We start from the raw sequence: 18,744 nt of genomic DNA on the forward strand, positions 1-18,744 counted from the left end.
TCAAATCCTGTTACGCTCCCATCTTGCGTACTGCCCGGGCCAGTTTGGGGCCAATCAGAGGCAGGCGGGCTACATCGTCTGCCGAAAGGGCGCGCAGCAAAATCAGGCCCAGTACATAGACGGCAGCAGCGGCCGCCATGGCCAGCAAGGTAGCGCCCGTATTTCCCAGGAGCAGACGCAGGCCGTGATGGACAAACCAGGCTGTGCCGGCCATGGCAGCGGCTGCGATGAACAGGCGGCCCATATATCCCCACTGCACACTGTAGCCGATGAGGCGGCGGGAAAAATACAGATTCAGCAGCGTCGCCACGGCCAGATCGGCATTGGTCGCCCAGGCTGCCCCTACTTCTCCCAGCCAGGGAATGGCTGTCAGCTGCCAGCTCAGTACGATTTTTACCACAGCAGCAGCGGCCATATTGAGCAGGGGAATACCAGTCCTGCCCATCCCCTGAAGAAGGCCGCTCGTAATCTGCTGCAGGCCAATGAGAAAGACAGAAATGGAAAGAACGCAGATCGAAGGTCCTGCAGCTGCCGTGGCATAGAGCATCTTTGAAATGGGCGCTGCCAGTACGGCCAGGCCGCAGCAGGCCGGAATGGTAATGCTGCAGGCAATGCGCATAGCCGTGTGGACCCGCTTCATGACGCCGGCAATATCGCTGCGGGAATAGGCTGCCGATACGGCCGGTACCAGGCTGGTAGCCAGGGAAATCGTCAGGATGGTCGGCAGCTGGACCAGACCGTTGGCCATGCCCGTCAGATAGCCGAACAAGGTCGTCGCTTCCTGTACGGTATAGCCGGCAGCTTCCAGACGCTGGGGCACAATGAATACATCTATGCTGGCAACGGCCGGCAGCAGCATATTGGCAGCCGCAACGGGCACGGCCAGGAGGGCCAGCCGCTTAATAACAGAGGCAGCAGAACCGACAGAAGCGGCGGTCTTCTCCACTGCCCTATGCCGGCAGTGCCGATAATACAGAAAGGCAATGACTCCCAGTCCGGCAGCTGCACCGGGAACGGCGCCGAAAGCTGCGCCGGCTGCGGCCAGCTCCAGTCCATAAGGAAGGAAGAACCAGGCCAGGAGCAGCATCGTGCAGACCCGGACTCCCTGATCGGCCATCTGCGATACTGCCGTCGGCGTCATGAGCTGGAGGCCCTGAAAGTATCCGCGAAAGCAGCACGTCAGCATGGAAATCGTCAGAGCCGGTGCCAGGACGACGAGGGGCAGCAGAGCCCGTGTATCGTGAAGAACTCCGCAGGCTACGAGAAGCTGCGCGCCGACGGCCATGGCCAGGCCGCAACCCACGGCCAGCACGGCCACGACGGCCAGGGTGACGTGAAAAATCCGCCTGGCGCCGCCGGGATTTCCCTTGGCAATCTGTTCGGCCACCATAATGGATACGGCAATGGGAATGCCTGCACCGGCTACGCTCAGGAACAGAATGTATACGGGATAGGCCATCTGATACAGGCCAATCCCTTCCCCGCCCAGGAAGCGTGACAGGAGAATGCGATTGACGCCACCCAGCAACTTGACAACAATGCCGGCAGCGGTCAGAATCATAGCACCCTGCAAAAAGGATGTTTTAGTCAAGGGAATTCCCCTTTCTCAGCGATAAAAAGGTCTTCAGCAAATAGGCGATGAAGGTCAGCAGATCCGGTTCTGCCGGAATGGATACGCGAAGCATGAGGGGATTGCCCGGTACGGGACGGATACGGCGCCGCAGGACAGCTGTAAGCTCACTGGATCTGGGCATATACGCCGGATCGTGCCATTTGATTTCCAGGACATCCCGCTTCTGCGAAATAAGGGCAATGTGGGCTTCCTGGGCCTGGAGCCGCAGGCGGGTTACCTGCAGCAGGGTCTGTACCGGCTTGGTCGGCTTGCCGTACCGGTCGAGCAGTTCCTGTTCCAGAGACTGCAGAGCTTCTTCCGTGTCGATGCTGACCATGCGCTGGTACATTTCGATTTTCTGGCCGCCATTGCTGATATAGGCATCATCAATGAAAGCATCGGCATGAATTTCCAGCACCGTATCGGCTTTTTCCGGTTCTGCCTCCTTACCGGACTGAGCCTTGGCAATGGCTTCTTCCAGCATATGACAGTACATGGCAAAGCCGACGCTGGCAATGTTGCCGTGCTGTTCCCGGCCCAGGAGATTGCCGGCGCCGCGTATTTCCAGATCGCGCATGGCAATTTTAAATCCTGACCCCAGTTCGGTAAATTCTTTAATCGCCTGGAGCCGCTTTTCCGCCACTTCGGACAATACCTTGTCGCGGCGGTACAGGAAATAGGCATAGGCCAGGCGGTGGCTTCGTCCGACACGGCCGCGCATCTGATACAGCTGGGACAGGCCGAAGTGATCGGCATCGTAAATAATAATCGTATTGGCATTAGCTACGTCCAGACCGTTTTCGACGAGACTGGAACACAGGAGGATGTCGTATTTTCCTTCGTAGAAGTCAAACATTACCTGTTCCAGCATGCCGCCGGCCATCTGTCCATGGGCAATGCCGATGGTAATATCCGGCAGAATTGCCTGCAGTTCATCTTTCATGCGTTCAATCGTTTCTACGCGGTTGTAGACGAAAAATACCTGGCCGCCCCGCCGTTTTTCCCGCATCACTGCGTCGCGGACGATACGGGCGTCGTATTCCGTCACATAAGTCTGTACGGGAAACCGGTCTGTCGGCGGCGTTTCGATGACGCACATTTCCCGCAGGTTAACCAGAGACATATGGAGCGTTCTGGGAATCGGCGTGGCACTCAGGGTAAGGACGTCGATATGAGCGGCCCAGGCCTTCCACTTTTCTTTCTGCGCAACGCCGAACCGCTGTTCTTCATCGACGACGAGGAGGCCGAGCTGCTTGAAGACGACCCGTTTGTTGAGCAGACTGTGCGTGCCAATGAGGATGTCAATATCGCCGCTGGCCGTGCGGGCCAGAATATCTTTTTTCTCTTTAGCCGACCGGAACCGGTTAAGAACGTCGCATTCGATGCCAAAAGGAGCAAACCGTTCCGTAAAGGTCTGAAAATGCTGCTGTGCCAGGACTGTCGTCGGCACGAGAACAGCGACCTGTTTGCCTCCCATGACGGCCTTGAAAATGGCCCGCATGGCCACTTCCGTCTTGCCGAAACCCACGTCGCCGCAGACCAGGCAGTCCATGGGGAAAGGCTTTTCCATGCTCCGCTTGATAGTGGCCACAGCCTTGAGCTGGTCTTCCGTTTCTTCATAGGGAAACTCTTCTTCAAACTCTTTCTGATACGGCGAATCAGGCGGAAACGCATAGCCCTTGACCACTTCCCGCTGGGCATAGAGGGCCACCAGCTTTTCTGCCAGATCTGTAATGGATTTCTGCGCCTTTTTCCGCGCTTTCTGCCAGTCACTGCCGCCCATGCGGCTCAGCTTCGGCGTGTTTCCTTCATTGCCGATATACCGCTGCAGGAGCTTCAGCTGTTCTGTAGGCACGTATAAGATGTCCTTGCCGGCATAGTGGATTTCCAGGTAATCCTTGTGGACGCCGTCCAGTTCAATGGTCTTAATCCCTTCATACCGACCAATGCCGTGTGTTTCGTGAACGACGTAGTCACCAGGCTTCAGGTCGGAAAAGACATTGATTTCCTGTCCCTTGGCGACGCGGTGACGGAGCCGCCGCTTCTGCATGCCGTAAATATCCCGTTCAGCCAGGACGATGAGCTTGGCGTAGGGCAGTTCAAAGCCGTTTCGGATTTCGCCGTCTGCCAGATAGACGCCGCCTGCCGGGCAGGTGCCGTTTTCTTCGTAGGCCTGCGGGGATATTCCCTTCTGACTCAGCCATGATGTCAGCGTCGCCCGCCGTTCTTTGCTGCCCAGAATGAAGAGGACCGTATTCTGATCCTGCCGCCAGTGATTCAGTTCTTCTTCGAGCAGTTCAAACTGCTTCTGGAAGCTGGCCATCATCTTGGCTGTAAAGCTGGACGACGAATCGATGGTCATGTCGGGGACGGACTGCGCCAGCAGGGACAGGACGATCTGCGAAGCCTGGCGCGGTGCCGAAGCGGCTTTCTGCCACGAGCACAAAGCGCCCTTGAACAGATCCGATTCTTTCAGCAGTTTTTTTACATTGTCCCGTATGCGGTTCGGCTCATCCCAGATGAGGACGCCATCGTCTACATATTCCAGAAGGGTACACGATTCGCCGGCATCATCCTGTTCCAGAGAAAAGGGCAGGAGCCGCACAGTGTGCACCGTTTCTTTGGCTTTCTGCGTATTAACATCAAAAAAGCGCAGTCCTTCTACAGTATCGCCAAAGAACTCGATTCGCAGCGGGTCCGGCTGGTTTACGGCATATACGTCGATAATATCGCCGCGGACAGCAACGTGGCCGCGCCGTTCGACCATATCGGCCCGTTCGTAGCCACTGTCAATGAGATGCTGCAGGAGCTGATCCCGGTCATAATCCTTCCCTTCCGTCAGCTCTGCCGCACCGTCGTCAATACGATTTGGCGAGACGACGTACTGCAGCGCTTCTTCCCCGGTGGCAATGACGACACAGGGCGTCTTTTCCCGCAGTTTTCCCAGAACTTCCATCTGCCGGGCCGACCGTTCCAGACTTTTGGCTGTCGTCGTAAACATGGCCTTATCGACAAAGGGAAAGTCCAGAACCTGCAGTTCCGGCGCAAAAAAATGCAGATCTGTCTGCCAGGCCAGGAACTGATCTTTTGACGGTACGATGATGACAGCAGGCTTCTGGAGTTCACACAGGGCAAGGCCTGTAAAGGCGCTTTTTACGGAGCCGCCGAGGCCAAAAATGCTGTGACAGCCAGGCTGCGAAAACTTGGCGGCTGCCTTTGGGATCATGTCATCCTGATCCATCCATTGAAACACATTGTTCATTTGACGTTTTCCTCATAGAAAATGGGGCCTTAGACGCGCTAAAGCCCTGCACAGCAGTAACATAAAGTAATGATGGTATGTATTATATCATATTTTTCGGATGCACGCATGGAAATTTGACAGGACACGGCAAAAGAAGGCGATGCAAGACTGCCGGAAGGCAGCATAACGCAAGAGCGGCACTATCCTCGATCCTGACGGAAGGAGAAACAGTGCCGCTGTTCCTGTGTACGGGACGGGACTCCCCTGCGCATGCCGCCGCACGGCTGCAGAAGTTCCTACTGCTGTACGACTTTAAAGATGACCCGTTCTGCACAGTCTGGACACTGTACAGGCGATTCCCACAGGGAACCCTGACGGCCGGCAAATACATAGGGATACAGGGCCTGCAGCGCTGTCATGCACAGTTCGCCGCTCTTTTCCTTGTTAACAATGGGGCCGTCGAAGACGACTTCATCGCCTACCTTATAGTGATCACAGTTTGATTCGGTTACTACTAATTTTACCTTGTACTTGTCCATTCCTGATTCCTCCTAACAGTGATAAAGAACGGCGTTACCTCCGAAAGGTAACGCCGTCGTTACTACGTGTTTACTATACAGCGGTCAGGGCCGCATTGTCAAGGTATTGACCGAATCATTCAACGTTCACTGGCCTGCAGGAAGGAATCGGCCAGGGCCGCTTCTTCTTCATAGGTCATGGGCTTTCCGGCAATGCCTTCTTTCGTCGCACATGCTGCTACGGCAGCGGCGACGGCAATGGTTACGCGGTGGTCAAAGGCATCAGGAAGAATATAGTCTTCCCGCAGCCCTTCCTGCCGGGCAACAGAGGCAATGGCTCTGGCAGCGGCCAGTTTCATGCCTTCACTGATATCGGAAGCATGACAGTCGATGGCGCCGCGGAAGATTCCCGGAAAGACGAGGACGTTGTTGACCTGATTGGGAAAATCAGACCGGCCGGAACCGACGATGGATGCGCCTGCTTCCTTTGCCTCGTGCGGGTAAATTTCCGGAATGGGATTGGCCATGGCAAAGACGATATTGTCGTCGGCCATGGAGGCAATCATCTCTTTCGTAACCAGACCGCCGCGGGATACGCCGATGAATACGTCTTTGCCGACGAGAATATCAGCCAGCGATCCTTTATCCCGGCGGCGGTTCGTCCGTTTGGCCATCGCTGCCTGAGCCGGATTGAGCCGTTCGTCCCCTTCCCATACAGCGCCGTGAATATCGCACAGCGTAATGTCTTCAAAGCCGTATTCCAAAAGGAGCGTGGCAATGCTGATGCCGGCTGCTCCGGCGCCGTTGATGACGACCTGCGCCTCCTTTTCCGATTTGCCCAGATAGGCCAGGGCATTGATGACGCCGGCCAGGACAATAATCGCCGTTCCGTGCTGGTCATCGTGAAAGACGGGAATATTCATGGTTTCACGGAGGCGCTTTTCGATTTCAAAACAGCGGGGACTGCTGATGTCTTCCAGATTGATGCCGCCAAAAGACGGGCCGCAGAGCTGTACAAAGCGGACAAATTCATCGACGTCCTGCGTATCTACGCATAAAGGCACGGCATTGATGCCGGCAAATTCGCTGAACAGCAGGCTTTTGCCTTCCATGACGGGCATGGCTGCATCAGGACCGATGTTGCCGAGGCCCAGGACGGCACTGCCGTCAGTAATGACGGCTACGTCGTTTCCCTTGCCTGTATACGTATAAGCCAGTTCCTTGTTGTCCGCAATTTCCATGCATGGCGCAGCTACGCCAGGCGTATAGAGAATGGCCAGAGCTTCTTTCGTATCTGCAGGAAGCTTGCTGTGAATGGCAAGTTTGCCATGAAGCCTGGCATGCACTTCCAGGGCTTTCTTGAATTTGTCGTTTCGGTCCGTTACTGTCTGAGTCACTCCTGTTTCCTCCTTGGGACGGCTCTTTAGCGTCCGTATTGTCTGCACAGTTCCGATAGCCACTGCGCGATGTCTAATTGTAACATACCTTCGTCCATTTGCCAACGCCAGTTTCCCTGCGCCGTTCCCGGCGTATTCATGCGGCACGTCCCGGGCAGGGCCAGAATATCCTGCATGGGAATAATTGCCGTTTCAGCGCGGCGGCTGTATACGTAGGCAATGAGGGACCGGACCAGTTCGCGCGGCGATACGTCATCAGCCAGCCCCAGGGCCTGGCGCACATGAAGACGCTGCGAATCAGTCAGGTCCTCTTCGTACCAGCCGATACTCGTATTATTATCGTGCGTTCCCGTATAGACCAGGCAGTTTGGTGCCGTGTCCAGAGAGTAGCCGCCGTCGGCCCGCTCTGTCATGTGGAAATGAAGAAGCTTCATGCCCGGCAGGTGCAGGGCGTCTTTTAATTCGCATACCTTGTCGGTAATAACGCCCAGGTCTTCGGCAACCAGGGGAATCTTGCCCAGTTTCTGATAGACTGCCTGAAACAGTGCCAGCCCCGGTCCCGGTTTCCAGCTTCCTTCCCGGGCCGTCTGGGCCTGTGCCGGAACGGCCCAGTACGATTCGAACCCGCGGAAGTGATCGATGCGGATCTCGTCGACCAGGGACGTCATGTGGCGGAACCGTTCGACCCACCAGGCATAGCCGTCCCTGGCCATCTGGCCGTAGTTATACAGCGGATTGCCCCAGAGCTGGCCGTCCTTGGCAAAATAATCAGGCGGCACGCCGGCAACGGAAGCGGGACTGCCGGCATCATCCAGATCAAACAGGTCCTGATGAGCCCAGCAGTCGGCGCTGTTGTGGGCGACGAACATGGGCATGTCGCCGAGAATGATCACGCCGTTCTCATGGGCATAAGCCCGCAGCTCCTGCCACTGGCGCCAGAAAATATACTGAAGAAATTTATAATGCGACACTGTGCCGGACAATTCCCGGCTGTACCGATGTACCGCTTCGGCAGCATGGCGGCGAATGTCTTCAGGCCACTGTATCCACGGCCGGCCGTGATAGAAATCGCTGACAGCCCGGAACAGGGCATAATCATCGAGCCAGTATGCCTGGTCTTCGCAGAACTGACGGAACGGTTCCCATGGAATCGTAAGAGATGCATCATGAGACAGATCCCATAAGACGGCCTTCCTGCACTGCCACTGGTCTTCCCAGGTCTTTGCCTGACTGGCTTTTTTCTGAAAGGCCTGCAGCGCTGAAGACGGCAGCCAGCCCCACTGGCAGAGCAGATCCAGGGAAATGAGCCGTTCATTGCCGGCAAAGGCCGAGCTGGACCAGTACGGCGAGTCATCCATCAGAGGCGGCGTCAGAGGCAGTATCTGCCAGACCCGCTGCCCTGCCGTTTTCATAAAGTCGATAAACCGGTACGCCGCCGGTCCCAGATCGCCATTGCCGTACGGCGACGGCAGGGACGTCGGATGAAGGAGAATGCCGGCCCGCTTGTTCCGGCTTTCGGCTCCTTCCAGAACGACGGCGCTCAGGGGCGGCAAGGTCAGGGTTACGCGGCTGTTCATCGCCGTCACCGGCGTCATGCGCGGCGCCAGGGCATTGGTCAGCTGTCCGTACGCCAGGCCGTCCGTATACAGGCTGACTGTGCGCAGCGACGTCGTGTTGCGGTTCAGGGCAATGAGGAAGAAACCGTCCTTTGCGGGCTTGCCGAATACATCCCTTCCCCCTTCGATGGTACGGGCATAGGCTACGACGTCGCCGTCGGCATAGAGGGGAATATATCGTCCCGTCTGCAGGGCATCGTGGCGACGCCGCAGGGCCGTCAGCTCCCGGGTTCGGGCCAGAATATCCGCCGCTTCATGGCCCCAGGGATAGGTACGGCGGTTATCCGGATCTTTGCCGCCGGTCACGCCGGCTTCGTCGCCATAATAGATGCAGGGAGCGCCAGGCAGGGTCATCTGCCAGGTCATGAGCAGAAAGAGCCTCTTCTTTGCCGTTTCATGGGCATGGTGCGTATGCGTGTCCCCATCGGCAGCAAGGACGGTCAGAATCCGTTCGATATCATGACTGCCAATGAGATTCAGCATGGCATACCAGTTTTCTTTCGGATAATTTTCGACGAGATGCATCACTTCTGCTGCCATGCGGCGGCCGTCTTTATGGCCTATCAGGAAGTCGACAATACTCGTGCGCAAGGCGTAATTCATGGCACTGTCCATTTCACGGCCGCACAGGTATTCCCGCTGTTCGCCGTAACTGATCTTATTGGACGCATCTTCCCACACTTCGCCAATGAGAACGGCATCGGGATTTTCTTCTTTCATGGTCTTATAGAAGGCTTTCAGAAAGGCCGTCGGCAGCTCATCGACGACGTCGAGGCGCCAGCCGCTGATGCCGGCGTGCAGCCAGTGCCGCAGGACGCTGTCTGCATCATGAATGATGAAATCCATATAGGACGGATCTGTTTCGTCGACATTGGGCAGATCCATGACGCCCCACCAGGACTCATACTGATCGGGATAGTCTGTAAAGCGGTACCACGAATAGTACGGCGACTCTTTGGACTGATAGGCGCCGACGCTGTCGTAATGGCCGAAGCGGTTGAAATAGATGCTGTCGGCGCCGGTATGGCTGAATACGCCGTCCAGTATGACTGCCATGCCAGCCTTTCTGGCGGCCCTGCAGAAGGCGGAAAATTCTTCGTTCGTCCCCAGGAAGGGATCGATACGGTGATAATCGGCTGTGCTGTAGCGGTGATTGGTCGCACTTTCAAAGACGGGATTCAGATAGAGGCACGTCACGCCAAGGGACTGCAAATAGGGCAGTTTTTCCACAATACCGGCCAGATTGCCGCCAAAGAAGTCATAGTACAGAATATCTCCCGTATTGGGATCTTTCCAGTACGCCGGCAAGTCGTTCCAGTCACTGTGAATGACGGCGCCGGTCTTGCCTTCCAGACAGGCCGAGGTCTGTGTGCCGCGCCGGAAGCGGTCCGGAAAAATCTGATAGACAATGGCGTGCTTGAACCAGTCCGGCGTGACCGCATTCCGGTCGTATACGGTAATCTGATAGGCCGGCGGCACCTGTTCCGACATCATGCCGACGCCGCCCAGGTTATCCACGTTGTTTCCGTAATATACCATGCGTCCGCTGCGGGTGATGATGAAATAATACCAGAGCAGACAGCCTTTCTCCGGCATGGTCAGGGCGGCGGCGAAGGCGCCGTCTTCCCAGTGCATGGGAACGATGGTTTCGCCGGCATTGCTCTGCCAGAGCCGGACACGGGCCTGCCAGGTCTCCCCTTCCGGCATGGCCGCCTTCAGTCGGAGAATGACTGTCGATTCCGTGGGAGCGGCACCGAATACAGAACGATAATAAAACTGACGGGAATGATGATACAATCCTAAATCCATAGGTGCCTCCTCATTGTTGTTTAGAAAATCCCCCGCCTGCATATCCTGCGGCGGGGGATCGGATCAGCCGGGCCAACAGTTATCCCGATATGATCTGTTTGTATATATTCATGTAGGCCTGGGCCGAGCGGTCCCAGCTGTAATCGCTTTCCATGGCATTTTTTACAATATGGTCCCACAGCGCTGCGTCTTCATAGTAGCTCAGGCCCTTCTTTACGGTAAACAGGAGTTCATGAGCATTGAAGTTGGGGAACGTCAGGCCATTGCCTGTATTCGTATATTTATCGAAAGGAATAATCGTGTCGTTCAGGCCGCCAGTCTGGCGGACGATGGGAACGGCGCCGTATTTCAGGGCAATGAGCTGGCTCAGGCCGCACGGTTCATAGCGGGACGGCATGAGGAATATGTCTGCTGCTGCATAGACGCGATGGGCCAGGGCTTCGTCAAAGAGGATATTGGCCGATACCTTGGTCGGATAGCGGCGGGCCAGTTCCCGGAAGGCTTCTTCGTACTTCCAGTCGCCGGTGCCGACAATGACCAGCTGCACGTCATCTTCTACAAGTTCGTCCATAATGCGCGTAACCAGATCGAGGCCCTTGTCTTCTACGAGGCGGGACACCATGGCGATCATGGGAATGCCCCGCTTAATGGGCAGTCCCAGCTCCGTCCGCAGGGCATCCTTGTTTTCCCGCTTGCCGGCACGGGCATTTCTGGCTGTATACTGCTTTTTAATATACTTGTCTGCAGCCGGATTATATACGTCCTCATCGAGGCCGTTAATAATTCCTGTCACTTTATCCCGGTTCATGCGGATATATCCGTCCAGGCGTTCGCCAAAATAGGGATACGTAATTTCCTGAGCATACGTCGGACTTACCGTCGTAATGCGGTCGGCATAGACCATGCCCGATTTCATGTAATTGACGCAGCCGTCACATTCCAGATTGCCGTTGTCAAACAGTTCCTGCGGAAGGCCAATAATGTCGCGCATAATGGCAGCTGGAAAGATGCCCTGATATTTTAAATTGTGAATAGTATAGACGATTTTCATCTGACTGTAATAGGGATCATGGCCGAAGTCTTCTTTCAGAAAGACTCCCATCAGTCCTGTATGCCAGTCGTTGCAGTGAATGACATCCGGCTTGAAGCCGACGCGGGGCAGCATGGTCAGAACGGCGCGGCAGAAATAGGCGAACCGTTCGGCATCGTCGTCAAACCCGTACAGGCGGTCCCGCTTGAAATACCATTCATTGTCGATGAAATACACCGTAACGCCGTTAAGCTGCAGTTCGTCGACGCCGTAATACAGCTGACGCCAGGCCAGATTGACCTTCCCTGTCGTGACCTGTTTCATCTGCTTTTTCCACTTGTCTGCAATGAGGCTGTACTTGGGAATAACCAGCCGCACATCCAGTCCCCGGGCAGCCAGCGACTTGGGCAGTGCGCCCATGACATCGGCAAGGCCGCCGGTCTTAATAAAAGGTACCGCTTCCGAAGCTACAAACAATACGTGTTCCATATATACTCTCCCACCTTCCTGCTCTTTATGAAAGGCTGCCGGTTACTCGGCAGTCCTGGTTTTTCGTTGTTTCGCCGTTCTGCGGCTGCGCGGTGCCGAAGAGGCTTTCTGTTTCGTGCCCGTTCCGGTCCTGGCAGCTGCCTTTTTCCGTACAGTCCGGCTCTTTTCCCGATTCGGCGCCGAATCTGTCACACTTCGTTTATGCCCCGTCTTTTGTGATGGGGACAATTTTTTTTTATGTGCTGCTTCTTTCAGCTGCAGATACACCGTTGCCAGAGGCGGTACCGTAATGGCCAGGGACTGTTCCTGCTGGTGCATGGGAATAGCTTCCGCTTTCAGCAGGCCTTCATTTACTACATTGGAACCGCCGAAGGCTTCGGCGTCACTGTTGAATACTTCTACATACTCCCCTTTGCAGGGTACGCCAAACCGGTAGTTATGACGGACCACAGGCGTAAAGTTGCACACAGCCAGGGTCATATCGTCATCATGACGGCCGCGGCGGAAAAAGACGATAATGCTGTTGTCACAGTCATCACAGCTGATCCAGGAAAATCCGGTCCAGTCGCAGTCTTCTTCCCAGAATTCCCGATGGGACCGGTAATAGGCATTGAGGGCCTGCACGTAGTCCTCCATGGCCCGGTGCATGGGATAGTCCAGCAAATGCCAGTCCAGGCTGTCATCGTACTTCCATTCAATAAACTGGCCGAACTCACTGCCCATAAACAGCAGCTTTTTGCCGGGATGGGCCATCCAGTAGCCGTAAAAGGCGCGCAGGCCAGCAAATTTCTGCCAGTAATCGCCAGGCATCTTATCGAGAAGGGACCGCTTGCCATGGACTACTTCGTCGTGGGACAGAGGGAGAATGAAGTTTTCCGAAAAGGCATAACACAAGGAAAAGGTAATGAGATTGTGGTTGTCTTTCCGGAATAGCGGATCGAGAGACATGTACTTCAGCATGTCGTTCATCCAGCCCATATTCCACTTGTAGTTAAATCCCAGACCGCCTACATCGACAGGCTTGGTCACCAGCGGCCAGGACGACGACTCTTCGGCAATCATGAGGGCCTGGGGAAACTCACGGAATACAGCCGTATTCAGCTTACGCAGAAAGTCGATGGCTTCCAGGTTTTCCCGGCCGCCGTATTTGTTGGGCCGCCAGCTGCCTTCACGATGGCCGTAGTCCAGATAGAGCATGTTGGCCACGGCGTCAATGCGCAGGCCGTCAATATGAAACTGGCCGAGCCAGAACAGAGCGCTGGAAATGAGAAAAGACTGTACTTCCGTCCGGCCGTAGTCGAAATTCATGGTATCCCATTCCTGATTTTCCGCCAGCATGACGTCGCCCGATTCGTAGCAGGGCTGTCCGTCAAAATGGCGCAGGCCGTGGGCGTCGCGGCAGAAATGGCCTGGCACCCAGTCGAGGATGACGCCGATGCCGCTGCGGTGGCACTGATCGATAAGGTACATCAGGTCTTCCGGAGCACCGTACCGGCTGGTTGCCGAAAAATACCCCGTCCCCTGATAGCCCCAGGACCCATCATAGGGATATTCGCACAGGGGCATCAGTTCAATATGGGTATAGTGCATGGATTTGACATAGTCTACCAGCGGGCCTGCCAGTTCCCGGTATGACAGGAGTCGTCCTTCACTGCCGCGTCGCCAGGAGCCGAGATGAACTTCATACGTCAGCATCGGTTCGCTGTATGAATCGTACTGACTGCGGCCGGCCATCCAGGCCTTGTCCTTCCACGTATAATGAAGTTTCGTGAGCTTCGACGCCGTATGAGGACGCACTTCCGACGCAAAGGCATAGGGATCGCTTTTCAGGATGACTTCACCAGACGGCGTCGTAATGGCATATTTATAGATATCCCCTTCGTGAAGCCCTTCGATATAAGCCGTCCAGATCCCGTTGCCGACAGCACTGCGCTCCATGGGATTGGCCTGGTCGTTCCAGTTGTTGAAATCGCCTACGACGCTCACGGCCCGGGCATGAGGCGCCCAGAGGGCAAAGCGCACGCACGGACGGCGGCGCAGAACCGTAAAATGAGCGCCAAACAGGCGATAACTGGCATGGTTTGTTCCCTGATGAAACAGAAAGGCACTGTAGTCATCAACTGCACTTACTTTCATGTTGAACCCTCCCCTTTCGGTTCCGGCTATATTGTAACCGGATGAATATGCCAGATATGATCGGCATATTCCTGAATCGTCCGGTCACTGGAAAAATACCCGGAATGGGCAATATTCACGATGCTGGCACGGCGCCAGTCCTTCGTATCGGCATAGCGCCGGGCAATTTCTTCCTGAGCACCGCAGTATGCGGCAAAATCCTTCAGCACGAAGAACTCATCATTCCGGTCCAGGAGCGATTCATAGAGCATGCCAAAGTATTCCCCGTTAATGGAGCCGTCAGTCAGGGCATCCATGACCTGGCGGATCGCCGGATCGGAGCTGTACATATTCCAGGCCGAATAGCCGCCGTTGACATAGTAATTCATGACTTCGTCAGCCCGCAGGCCAAAGATGACGCAGTTGTCATCGCCGACGGCCTGGTGGATTTCCACATTGGCGCCGTCCATCGTTCCCAGCGTAATGGCGCCGTTCATCATGAACTTCATGTTCCCCGTGCCGGACGCTTCTTTCCCGGCCGTGGAAATCTGTTCACTTACGTCAGCTGCCGGAAACAGGAGCTGTGCCAGAGATACATTGTAGTTTTCCAGAAAAAGAACCTGCATCTGCTTGCTGACGCGGCGGTCCCGGTTGACCATATGAGCTACGACATTAATCAGCTTAATGGTCTGTTTGGCTTCGCCGTAGCTGGCAGCTGCCTTGCCGCCGAATAAGTAGGTCCGCGGCGTAATGCGCATGGACGGATTGGCTTTCAGCTGGTAATAGAGATGGAGAATATGAAGAATATTCAGGAGCTGCCGTTTATACAGGTGAATCCGCTTGATCTGTATGTCAAAAATAGAGTCCGTATTGACTTTCAGGTTGTAGCGGGACCGGATATACTTTGCCAGCACCTGTTTGTTGCTGTGTTTGACCTGAGCCAGTTCAGCCTGGAAGGCCGAATCCCCGGCAAAGGGGGCCAGATCGAGCAGTTTGGACGGTGTTTTCCGCCACGTATCGCCAATGGCGCTGTCAATGAGGCTGGCCAGTTTGGGATTCGATTCAATGAGCCAGCGGCGGTGAGAAATGCCGTTGGTCTTATTGGAAAACCGTTCCGGAAACCATGTATAGAACTGATGAAGCGTGGAATCCTTTAAAATCTGGGAGTGAATTTCAGCGACGCCGTTGACGCTGTGACTGCCCAGAACGGACAAATGCGCCATATGTACCTGGCCGTTCCACAAGACGGCTACATCCCGAGCCTTTCCTTCATCACCGGGGTACTTGGCCCGCACTTCATTCAGCCACTGCCGGTTAATTTCTTCGACAATGAGATAGATCCGCGGCAGAAGCGACTGGAACATGGGAATCGCCCACTTTTCCATGGCTTCCGGCAGAATGGTGTGATTCGTATAGGCTACCGTCCGCTGCGTCACAGCCCAGGCTGTCTTCCATGACAGCCCTTCTTCATCCATGAGGATGCGCATGAGTTCCGGAATGACCAGTGCCGGGTGCGTATCATTAATGTGAATGCCTACGTACTGATCAAACTGCGACATGGGCTTGCGGTATTTTTTCTTATAATGGCGAACAATGCTCTGCACGCCGGCAGACACGAAGAAGTATTCCTGCATGAGCCGCAGCCGGCGCCCTTCTTCCGTACTGTCGTCAGGATAGAGAAAACGGGAAAGCTGCTGGACTTTGTCCTTGTAGCGGAAAGCCCGGTGCCGGTCGCCGAAGGTCAGTTCGCGGTACAGGTCTTCCCGGGAATATTCTGCCCGCCACAGGCGCAGCGTATTGACCGTATTGTTGTGATAGCCAATAATGGGCACATCATACGGCACGGCCCGGACAGACGAATAGTTTTCATGGACACATTCCAGATCGCCGTCGGCATTGGGCCGCATGTACGCGTTGCCGCCAAAGCGGACGTTTACGGCCTTATCCACTTTTTTAACTTCCCAGGGATAGCCGTTTACGAGCCAGTTATCGGGCAGTTCAACCTGCTGATCGTCGACAATGCGCTGATTGAACAGGCCGTACTGATAGCGAATACTGTTGCCATGGCCAGGAAGCTGCAGGGCTGCCAGAGAATCGATGAAGCAGGCAGCCAGACGGCCAAGGCCGCCGTTGCCCAGGCCGGGATCGCGTTCTTCCGGAATAATGTCATCCAGTTTCCAGCCCAGGTCTGACAGCCCTTCCTGACAGATCCGTTCCATATGGACGCCGAGCAGATTGGACTTCAGCAGGCGGCCAATGAGAAATTCGATGGAAAAATAGTATATCTGCTTTACTTTCTGCTCTGCATAGACTTCGTTCGTACGAATCCAATCTTCACTGACCAAATCGCGAATCATATAGGCAATGGTCTGATACACTTCATTGCGCGTCAGATCTTTGATATCGCTTTCCCACAAAATATGCGCTTTTTCCGTAAAAATCCGCTTGAATTCTTCCTTATTCTGCCATGTTTTCATGATACAGTACCCCTCTTTAAATAACACTGCACTTTCCGATGCACAAGGGATTATCCTGCGTACCGGATAATACAGCTTCAGGCTGCACTATCGCGTTTTTGTCGCATATGACGTAGTCAAGCTGCGCGTCATCGCCAATCTTCGTCCGCTGCATAATGATGCTGTTGCGGATGACTGCGTTCTTTCCGACCCGCACTTTCCGGAACAGAATGGAATTTTCCACACGCCCTTCAATAATGCAGCCATTTGCGACAATAGAATTGCTGACATGCGCTTCTTCCATGTATTTGGCCGGCGCTTCATCCTTTATTTTGGTGTAGATATGGTGCTGTTTGTCCTTCAGGAACAGGTCATGCCACGTCTGCAGGTGAAGCAGGTCCATATTGACCTGGAAGTACGACGAAATAGAATCAATTCGTTTCGCATATCCCTGATAATTATACCCGAAAATCCGCAGGCGGTCTATATTGCGCTTCAGCACGTCCGTAATGAGGTAATGGTATCCTTTGGCATAGGCCTTGCGGATGGCGTGCTGAAAAATAGCCGAATCGATGAGAATGCCGCGCTGATACAGGTTTTCGCCGGCCTGCAGTGTTTCCCTGGCGTCGATTCCCGTCACCCGGTGATGTTCGTTGACCGTCAGGGCATAGCCGCTGCGGTCAAAATCGTACTTCTGCTGCTGATAAATAAGAGTTACGTCGGCATTATGGCGGCGATGAAAATGAAGGACTTCATCGTAGTCAATATTCTGCACCATATCGCAGCCTGTCAGCAGGATATAGGGCTTGTTGCCGCGCTGTACGTACAGGAGATTCTTGTAATACGCCGGAATATCGCCTTCCACGGGATGCAGAATGTCTTCCACTTCTTCCGGAAGGTAGAACAGGCCGTCCCCCTTGCGGGCCAGTCCCCACTCTTTCCCGGAGCGAATGTGATCCAGTACGGACCGCGACTGCGCTGCCAGCAGGAGACCGACATTGGCAATACCGGCGTTGACCAGATTGGACAGCGTAAAGTCAACGAGACGGAACTTTCCTCCTACGGGAATCGTTGCCAGCGGTCGCTTGTCATTCAGCTCGAGAATGGGCAAATCCGTCCGCATATTAATCATGGCTATCATATTACTGTTCATGCATTACGCCTCCTTCTTTGCAGCACCCATCATCTGCTCATTCCGGCCCAGGACGGCAACGGTGCCGTCGTCATTTTTCACGGTCACACCTTCGCCAATGGTGCAGCGCTCGCCAATAATCGCCTTGTCGACGACGGCGTCTTTTTTGATGACTGTCCCCGGCATAATGACGGAATTGCTGACTCTGGCGCCTTTTTCGATGGTTACGTTATAAAAGATAACGGAATTGATGACATTCCCCAGAATGGCCGAGCCTTCGGCAATGAGCGAACTTTTGGCACTGCCGTCAGGGCCGATGAAATGGGGCGGCAGACTCTGGTTATACGAATAAATGCGCCAGTCCGGATTGTTCAGATCCAGGGGCGGCTCATCGGCAATAAGGTCCATATTGGCCTGCCACAGGCTGTCAATGGTTCCTACGTCCTTCCAGTATCCTTCGAAGGGATAGGCATAGAGAGGCACGTGATCGGCCAGCATGGCGGGAATGACGTTTTTGCCAAAATCATGGTCCGACGTCGTATCGGCTGCATCGGCTTTCAGATAGGACGTCAGGATATCGCGGTTAAAAATATAAATCCCCATGGATGCCAGGTTGCTTTCCGGCTTGGCCGGCTTTTCCTGGAACTTCTGAATCCGCATCGTTTCATCGGCTACCATGATGCCGAACCGGCTTGCTTCATCCCAGGGGACGCGAATGGTGCCGATAGTGACGCTGGCTTCATGCTTCTTATGGAAGGCCAGCATTTTGGCGTAGTCCATGGAATAAATATGATCGCCTGACAAAATGAGAACATAGTCGTCGCCGACCATATCGACGAAGTTCAGGTTCTGATAAATAGCGTCTGCTGTGCCGTGATACCAGTTGGAGCCGCCGTCGCTCGTATAGGGCGGCAGGACGAAGGTACCGCCTGTATCGGAATCCAGATCCCAGGAACTGCCGTTGCCGACATACCAGTTTAATTCCAGCGGCTGATACTGGGTCAGAATACCGACGGTGCCGATACCGGAATGGCGGCAGTTGCTCAGGGGAAAGTCGATGATACGGTACTTCCCGCCAAACAGCAGACCCGGCTTGGCCTGATCTTTGGTCAGGACGCCCAATCGGCTGCCTTTGCCGCCGGCCAGGATCATGGCCAGACAATTGGATTTTCTCATGTAAACTCCTCCTCGTGCCAGAAAACCGGTGCTCCAGTATGGGACAGAAAGGGAAAACAGTTCCTGCCGGCATACTGCATGCAGCGGATTCTCCTCGTAATCGTCTGTAATCGTTATATTTCTGCATATACAGCGAGTATATATGTAAAA

At 54.7% G+C, this 18,744-nt stretch carries 10 protein-coding genes; all 10 read right to left on the reverse strand.

Going from position 1 to position 18,744, the window contains the following annotated elements; translation table 11 throughout:
* Positions 1-10: 10 nt before the first annotated feature.
* Positions 11-1,591, reverse strand: a complete 1,581-nt coding sequence (locus Q3886_RS00625; protein ID WP_301859165.1) for a polysaccharide biosynthesis protein — start codon at positions 1,589-1,591, stop codon at positions 11-13.
* Positions 1,584-4,874 (reverse strand): transcription-repair coupling factor, encoded by a 3,291-nt coding sequence (mfd, locus tag Q3886_RS00630; RefSeq protein WP_301859167.1) that lies wholly within the window; start codon positions 4,872-4,874, stop codon positions 1,584-1,586. Before mfd ends, Q3886_RS00625 begins: the two co-directional genes overlap by 8 nt.
* Before the next feature lie 278 nt (positions 4,875-5,152).
* On the reverse strand, positions 5,153-5,395 hold the full coding sequence (locus Q3886_RS00635) for a TIGR04076 family protein (protein ID WP_301859169.1): 243 nt from the start codon (positions 5,393-5,395) through the stop codon (positions 5,153-5,155).
* Between the two features lie 119 nt (positions 5,396-5,514).
* Positions 5,515-6,771 carry an NADP-dependent malic enzyme gene (locus Q3886_RS00640; RefSeq protein WP_301859171.1) on the reverse strand — a complete coding sequence of 419 codons (1,257 nt, stop codon included), beginning with the start codon at positions 6,769-6,771 and terminating at the stop codon, positions 5,515-5,517.
* Positions 6,772-6,797: 26 nt separating this feature from the next.
* Positions 6,798-10,196, reverse strand: coding sequence for a 4-alpha-glucanotransferase (malQ, locus tag Q3886_RS00645; RefSeq protein WP_301859173.1), 3,399 nt, complete (start codon positions 10,194-10,196; stop codon positions 6,798-6,800).
* 79 nt (positions 10,197-10,275) lie between these two features.
* Positions 10,276-11,715: a glycogen synthase GlgA gene (glgA, locus tag Q3886_RS00650; RefSeq protein WP_301859175.1), complete on the reverse strand. Its 1,440-nt coding sequence runs from the start codon at positions 11,713-11,715 to the stop codon at positions 10,276-10,278.
* 42 nt (positions 11,716-11,757) lie between these two features.
* A complete protein-coding gene (glgB, locus tag Q3886_RS00655; RefSeq protein ID WP_301859177.1) occupies positions 11,758-13,851 on the reverse strand; it encodes a 1,4-alpha-glucan branching protein GlgB in 2,094 nt (697 codons plus the stop codon).
* A gap of 26 nt (positions 13,852-13,877) precedes the next feature.
* Positions 13,878-16,307, reverse strand: a complete 2,430-nt coding sequence (locus Q3886_RS00660; protein ID WP_301859179.1) for a glycogen/starch/alpha-glucan phosphorylase — start codon at positions 16,305-16,307, stop codon at positions 13,878-13,880.
* A gap of 16 nt (positions 16,308-16,323) precedes the next feature.
* Complete coding sequence (gene glgD, locus Q3886_RS00665; RefSeq protein ID WP_301859181.1) at positions 16,324-17,439, reverse strand: glucose-1-phosphate adenylyltransferase subunit GlgD; 1,116 nt, start codon at positions 17,437-17,439, stop codon at positions 16,324-16,326.
* A gap of 3 nt (positions 17,440-17,442) precedes the next feature.
* Positions 17,443-18,594 (reverse strand): glucose-1-phosphate adenylyltransferase, encoded by a 1,152-nt coding sequence (locus Q3886_RS00670; RefSeq protein WP_301859182.1) that lies wholly within the window; start codon positions 18,592-18,594, stop codon positions 17,443-17,445.
* Positions 18,595-18,744: the final 150 nt, after the last annotated feature.

Origin of the sequence: uncultured Megasphaera sp. (assembly GCF_958350005.1) — a bacterium.
In the GTDB taxonomy this organism is placed as follows: Bacteria; Bacillota; Negativicutes; order Veillonellales; family Megasphaeraceae; genus Megasphaera.

Coding starts and splice junctions, on each gene's coding strand:
- mfd (WP_301859167.1), bottom strand. CDS start 4,874: ATGAACAATGTGTTTCAATGGATGGATCAGGATGACATGATCCCAAAG.
- Q3886_RS00635 (WP_301859169.1), bottom strand. CDS start 5,395: ATGGACAAGTACAAGGTAAAATTAGTAGTAACCGAATCAAACTGTGAT.
- malQ (WP_301859173.1), bottom strand. CDS start 10,196: ATGGATTTAGGATTGTATCATCATTCCCGTCAGTTTTATTATCGTTCT.
- glgA (WP_301859175.1), bottom strand. CDS start 11,715: ATGGAACACGTATTGTTTGTAGCTTCGGAAGCGGTACCTTTTATTAAG.
- glgB (WP_301859177.1), bottom strand. CDS start 13,851: ATGAAAGTAAGTGCAGTTGATGACTACAGTGCCTTTCTGTTTCATCAG.
- Q3886_RS00660 (WP_301859179.1), bottom strand. CDS start 16,307: ATGAAAACATGGCAGAATAAGGAAGAATTCAAGCGGATTTTTACGGAA.
- glgD (WP_301859181.1), bottom strand. CDS start 17,439: ATGAACAGTAATATGATAGCCATGATTAATATGCGGACGGATTTGCCC.
- Q3886_RS00670 (WP_301859182.1), bottom strand. CDS start 18,594: ATGAGAAAATCCAATTGTCTGGCCATGATCCTGGCCGGCGGCAAAGGC.